The following is a 6,047-nucleotide window of genomic DNA, read 5'->3' on the forward strand; positions in this document are numbered from 1 at the left end:
AGCTCCGCCCGGCGCGGCACGGCGGGCTGCGCCGGCGGGGCCTGCTGGTAGCCGCCGGGCGGGCCCGCCTGGGGGCGCTGCTGCTGCCCGTAGGGCTGCGGGGGCTGCTGACCCTGCGGCGGGCGGCCGTGCTGCGGGGGCTGGTTGTAGCCGCCCGGCGGCTGCGGGCGGCCGCCGGCCGGGGCCTGGCCCGCCTGGTAGGGCGGCGGGGCCACCGGCGGGCGCTGGGCGTAGCCGGGCGGCGGCGGGGCCACCGGCGGGCGCTGGGCGTAGCCGGGCGGCGGCGGGGCCTGCTGGTAGCCGCGCGGCGGCTGCTGCTGCGGGTAGCCCTGCGGCCCCTGCGGGCGGGCCGGCCCGCCCTGGCCCCCCTGTCCCGCCTGATAGGGCGGCGGGGCGACCGGCGGGGCCTCGAAGTCCTCCGGGTCGAAGTAGCCGATCTCGGTCTGCTGGTTGCGGTCACGGGCGGCGCGCAGCTGGGTCTGCCAGGGGTGCGGCGCCTCCGGCTGCGGCGGCCCCGGCGGGGTGGGCGGCATCACCTGGGTGCGGTCCGCGGCGCCGTACGGGGCGGCGGGCGGCGGCTGGGTGCCCATCACCCGGGTCGCGGCCGCCGGGTCGTACTGCTGCGGGTCGTACCGGCCGCCCTGCGGGCCGGCCGGCAGCACCTGGGTGCGGTCCTCCGTGGCCGGCGGGCCCGCCGCGGCGGGGTTGCCCGGCACGGCGGCCGGCCGCGAGTCCGGCACCAGCAGCGCGCCCACCGCGAGCGCCGCGTCCACCGCCGCCGGGGAGGCGTGCACGCCGACCCCGGCCGCGACCACCCGCAGCGCGTGGGCCAGCGTGACGGCGCTCGGCCGCTGGGCCGGGTCCTTGCGCAGGCAGCGCTCGATCACCGTCCAGAGCGGGTCGGGCATGGTGGAGGGGCGCTGCGGCTCCTGGGCGAGGTGCGCCTGGAGGATCTGCAGCGGGCCGTCGCCCTGGAACGGCTGGCGGCCGGTGACCAGCTCGTACAGCATGATCCCGGCGCCGTAGACGTCCACCGCGGAGGTCTGCGGGCGGCCTTCGGCGGACTCCGGCGCGACGTACGCCGGGGTGCCGACGAACTCGTGGGTGCGGGTGATGCCCGGGGAGTCGGCGAGCCGGGCGATGCCGAAGTCGGTCAGCATCGGGTGCATCTGCTCGGTGCCGTCCACCACGGTGGAGGCGAGCAGCACGTTGGCCGGCTTGAGGTCGCGGTGGACGATGCCGTCGGCGTGGCTGGCCGCCAGCGCGTCGGCGACCTGGGCCATCAGCAGGGCGCCGGCGATCGGGCTGAACGGGCCGTTGCCGCGCAGGTAGCGGGCCAGGTCGGGGCCCTCGATCAGGTCCATCACCAGGGCCAGCAGCTCGCCCTCGACGACCAGGTCGCGGACCTTGACGATGTTGGGGTGGGTCAGCCGCAGCAGCAGCGAGCGCTCGCGCAGGAAGCGCATCACCACGTCGGGGTCGGCCGCCAGCTCCTCGCGCAGCACCTTGATCGCGACCGGCTGCCCGGGCTCGCTGCCGGGCACCGCGACATCCGCGCGCACCCGTCCACGCCAGACGGTGCCGGTGGCCCCTCGTCCGAGGGTCTCCTCAAGCAGATACTTGCTGCCGACTGGCCGCACCTGTCGCACTCCTCGCCGTGCCGCCCGCGCGGGGCGCTCCTCCGCAGGTGCGGTGAGCCTGCCGGGCCCGTGTTCCGGCCACTCTAACGGTGTCCGTTCACGTTTTTGGGGCGACCGGCGAGGGGTTGCGGACGGGTCCGGGGGACATCCCCCGAGGGGCTCCCCGAGGTCGGCGGGCCAGGGTGTCCCGGGCGACGGTTGACCTGACCCCCCGTCGCCTCCACCATGGCGATGATCGCAAGATCGTCAAATCCGGTACCGTGCGCGGACTGTCGGTGACGGATGGCAGGATGACAGTCGCCACTCTTGTGGCCCATTGTCGTCGCGACCGCCCGCAGGGGCGTCGACCGTCGGCAGGCAGGGCGGCAAGCGTCAGCACCAGGCGTCAGCACCAGCAGAAGGGACCGCGGGCGAGATGCAGATCCGGCTGACCGTCCTCCGACCGCGCAGCGGCCCGGCAGCCGCCGGCTCCGCCATCCCCTACGTGGACGTGCTGGTCACCGCACCCGTGGGCACCGCGCTCGGCTCCCTCGCGGGCGCCCTCGCGGGCGCCGTGGGCGTGCGCGGCCCACGGGCCGCCACCCATGTACACCTGTACGCCGGGGCGCACCGCGTGGACGAACACGCCCTGCTCGGCCACCCCCCGCTGCTCGACGGCGCCGTCCTCAGCCTCAACGAGCCCGACCCGACCGCCGACGACCCCGACGACGGCCCGGCCGCCGCCGAGCTGCGGGTGGTCGGCGGGCCCGACGCCGGCGGCGTGCACCGCCTGCACGGCCGGGAGATCCGGGTCGGCCGCTCCGGCGAGGCCGACGTACCGCTCGACGATCCGGACGTCTCCCGCCTCCACCTCGCGCTGCACCTCGCGGAGGACGGCCGGGTCACCGTCCGCGACCTCGGCTCCACCAACGGCACCACCCTGGACGGCCGGATCGTCCCGCCCGGACCGCCCGAGGAGGCCGTCCCGCTGGACGGCGGCGGCCTGCTGCGGATCGGCGAGTCCACCCTGCGGGTCACCCCGCCGGATCCCGGGGGCGGCCCAGGAGTGCCCGCCCGCGCGGCGCTGCCCGACGGCCACGGCCACCTCCAGCTCGCCGCACCCGCCCCCGCCCGGCCCGCGCCGCTGGTGACCGAACCGCCCGCCGCGCCCGAACCCGCCGCCGGCCGCACCCGGGGGCTGCTCTCGCTCCGGCTCGGCCGCACCGCCGCCGAGCCGCCCGGCCAGGAGAGCGCCGAGCGCCACCACGCCGCCGTCCGCACCCGGCAGGCCGCCGCCCAGCGCGAGCGCTGGCCCGACCTCGCCACCCTGCTGCTCAACGCCCTCGGCCCGGGCCCCCGGCTCTGGGAGCGCGCGCCCGGCCACCCCGACGCGCTCACCCTGCGCCTCGGCACCGCCGACCGGCCCGGCGGCCCCGGCACCTCCCCCGGCACCCTGCTGCCCGCCGTCCCCGTCACCCTCGACCTGCAGACCGCCGGCAGCCTCGGCCTCAGCGGCCCGCGCGAGCGGCTCGACGCCCTCACCCGCGCGGTCGTCGCCCAGCTCGCCGCCCTGCACCCGCCCACCGGCCTCAGCCTGGTCGTGGTCGACGCCGACCCGTCGCGGCCCGCGCAGGACCGCGCCGACACCTGGGCCTGGGCCCTGTGGCTGCCGCACCTGCGCCCCGCCGACGGCCAGGACTGCCGGCTGCTGATCGGCCTCGACGACGACCAGGCCACCGCCCGCCTCACCGAGCTGACCGCCCGGCTCAGCGGCCCGACCGGCCTCGGCGGCCACCCCGCCACCGTGGTGGTGGTCGACGGCCGCCCGGCCGGCGAGAGCGCCCGGCAGGCGCTCGACCTGCTGCTGCGCCAGGGCCCGGCCGTCGGCATCTTCCCGATCTGCCTCGCCGAGCAGCCCGAGCTGCTGCCGCGCGGCCTCGGCGCCACCGCCCTGATCACCGGCGAGGTCGGCACCCAGCTCTCGCTCGACCGGCCGGTCGCCCGGGGCCGCGAGACCCTGCACGAGGTCTCGCTGGACGCCGTCTCGGACGCCTGGGCCGAGCGGCTGGCCCGCCTCCTCGCCCCGCTGCGCGAGGCCGTCCCGGCCGCCCGCGGCCCGCTGCCCGACGCGCTGCGCCTGCTCGATCTGCTGCAGCTCGACACCGTCACCCCCGCCAAGCTCTCCGCCCGCTGGGCGGCGCACGCCGGTGGCATCGGCGCCGCCACCGCCCTGTTGGGCACCACCCGCGACGAGCTCTGCACCCTCGACCTCGCCGACCCCGAGCTCACCCTCCCCTCCCCCGACCCGGGCGGCCCGCACCTGCTGATCGGCGGGGCGCGCGGCTCCGGCAAGACCGAGCTGCTGCGCACCCTGGTCGCCTCGCTGGCCGTGTCCGAGCGGCCCGAGCGGCTGGCCGTCACCCTCGTCGAGGGCCGGGCGACGGAGGACGGCCTGGACGGCTGCACCGAGCTGCCGCACGTCACCGGCCTGGTGAACGCCGCCACCGACCCGCGTGCCGCGCTGCTCACCGCGGAGACCCTGGAGGACGAACTCGCCCTGCGCGAGCGGCTGTTCGACGGCCTGGACTTCGCCTCCTGGCACGCGGCCCGGATCTTGGACGGCGAGCGGGGCCTGGCCGGCGAGCACGGCCCGGACCCGGACCGGCCGGCCGTCCCGGTGCCCGCCGCGGTCGGGGCCGCCGGCACCGCGGCGCCGGCGGCCCCGGCCAAGATCATCCACCCGCGCAGCGGCGACTCCCCCCGGCCCGCGCCCTCCCCCGCCGGCGCGGTGCCCGCCCGGCTGGTCGTCGTGGTGGACGACTACGACGCCCTGCTGGCCCCGACCTCCCCGGCCGGCCGGCCGCTGGCCCGCGCCCTCGCGGCGGTCGCCCGCCGGGGCGGGCCGCTCGGCGTCCACCTCGCCGTCACCACCGGCCACCCCGAGGAGAGCGCCGGCACCGAGGTAGACGAGGCCGCGCTGCTGCGGATCGCCCTGCGCACCGACGACCCGGCCGACTCGGATCTGCTGATCCACCTCGGCGACGCCGCCGCACTGGGCGAGGACACCCCCGGCCGCGGCTACCTGCGGCTGCCCGACGGCGGCGTCACCGCGTTCCAGAGCGCCCGGATCAGCGGCCGCATCCCCCGGACGGCGACCCTGCGACCGACGGTGGTCGCCGTGGACCCGCTCCAGCTCGGCGCCCCGCCGGCCCGCCGGCCGGTACGCGAACTCGGCAACGGCCCGACCGACCTCGCCCTGCTGGCGAGCGCGCTCCAGCGGGCGGCCACGCACTGACGCGGCGGGCCCTCCGGCTCTCCCGGCCGGGCGGGCGGCCGCCCCGGCCGCACCGCCGCCGAGGCGGGCGGCACGGTCCTCAGGAGCAGGACATGCCGCGGTTCACCAGGGCCAGGCCGCTGACCTTGTCGCCGTCCAGGGTGAACTCGTACTTCCAGCCCTGCCCGGCCCGGCTCCCCTCGACCGGCATCTCGTACCTGCCGCTCTTGGCCAACGCCAGCCCCTTGTCGCCGTAGGCCTGCTTCAGCGCCTCGACGGTCGAGCCGGCGCCGATGCCCTCGGCGGTCCGGGTGCCGGCCGGGGCCACCAGCTCGCGCAGACCGTCCGGGCCGAACCCGACCCGGCCGGTGGCCAGGAACGCGGCGTCACGGGTCGCCCGCGCCGCCTTCAGCTCGTCCGTGGCCTTCGCCAGCAGGTCGAGCGTCGCCTGGTTGGCCTTCATCCGCTCGGCCTCGGCCAGCAGGTGCTCCGAGTGCAGCTTGAGGTCCGTCAGCGAGGGGTGGGGCGGCAGGGTCGGCACCGCACCCGGCTTGCTCCGCCCGGCCCGTGCCTTGGCGTCCAGTTCGTCGAACGTGGTCTGGACGGCCGCCTCGGCCGCCATCCTGGTCGCGTCCGGTGCCGGGCCGCCCTTGTAGGCGTAGTCGGTGCAGCCGTTCAGCAGCGACACCGGGGTCGCCTCCAGGGCGCCGAGGGCCAGCGCCGCGTCCTTCGCCATCCCGGGCTTCAGCCCCCGGTAGCCGCCGGCGCCGAACGGCTCCGGGCCCGGGCTCGCCGCCGTCGGGGCCGGAGCGGCCGCGGTCTTCCCGTCGGAGTCGCAGGCCGCCGCCCCCGTGACGACCAGCGCCACGGCCAGGGCGGTTCCCGCCGCGCGCCTGATGCGCGTCGTGCTCATGATGATCTTCCCCCTCGTCGCAGGACACCGTACCGAAGCCCCACCGGTGCTCCGCACCGCGGGCCCGACAGGGCGGGCCGGTCACCCGTGAGCGCGGTGGGCCCCCGGACGACCCCGCGGGGCCACCCCCCCCCCGCCCCCGCTCGCCCGGGGGGGGGGCCGGGGCCCCGGGGGGGGGTGTGGGGGGGGGGGGCCCGGGGGGCGGGGCCGCCCCCCACGGCGGTGAGGTAGGTGGAGATCG

Annotated in this window: 3 protein-coding genes; 1 reads left to right on the forward strand and 2 read right to left on the reverse strand. The window is 78.5% G+C overall.

What is annotated here, in order from left to right:
- Positions 1 to 1,640, reverse strand: a 1,640-nt coding sequence (locus tag ACFVYI_RS36885) for a protein kinase (RefSeq protein WP_387893745.1), incomplete at its 3' end; no start/stop codon positions are given.
- A gap of 415 nt (positions 1,641 to 2,055) precedes the next feature.
- Between ACFVYI_RS36885 and ACFVYI_RS36890 the strand changes: the two genes are divergently transcribed.
- Positions 2,056 to 4,914 (forward strand): FtsK/SpoIIIE domain-containing protein, encoded by a 2,859-nt coding sequence (locus ACFVYI_RS36890; RefSeq protein WP_387893747.1) that lies wholly within the window; start codon positions 2,056 to 2,058, stop codon positions 4,912 to 4,914.
- A 79-nt stretch (positions 4,915 to 4,993) separates the two neighbouring features.
- Here the strand turns inward: ACFVYI_RS36890 and ACFVYI_RS36895 are convergent, their stop codons facing one another.
- Positions 4,994 to 5,806, reverse strand: a complete 813-nt coding sequence (locus ACFVYI_RS36895) for a hypothetical protein (protein WP_387893749.1) — start codon at positions 5,804 to 5,806, stop codon at positions 4,994 to 4,996.
- Positions 5,807 to 6,047: the final 241 nt, after the last annotated feature.

Source organism: Kitasatospora sp. NPDC058218, assembly GCF_042882445.1.
Taxonomy (GTDB): Bacteria; Actinomycetota; Actinomycetes; order Streptomycetales; family Streptomycetaceae; genus Kitasatospora.

What these genes read in the sequence shown, in the direction of transcription:
- ACFVYI_RS36895 (WP_387893749.1), bottom strand. Translation starts at nt 5,806, where the DNA reads ATGAGCACGACGCGCATCAGGCGCGCGGCGGGAACCGCCCTGGCCGTG.
- ACFVYI_RS36890 (WP_387893747.1), top strand. Translation starts at nt 2,056, where the DNA reads ATGCAGATCCGGCTGACCGTCCTCCGACCGCGCAGCGGCCCGGCAGCC.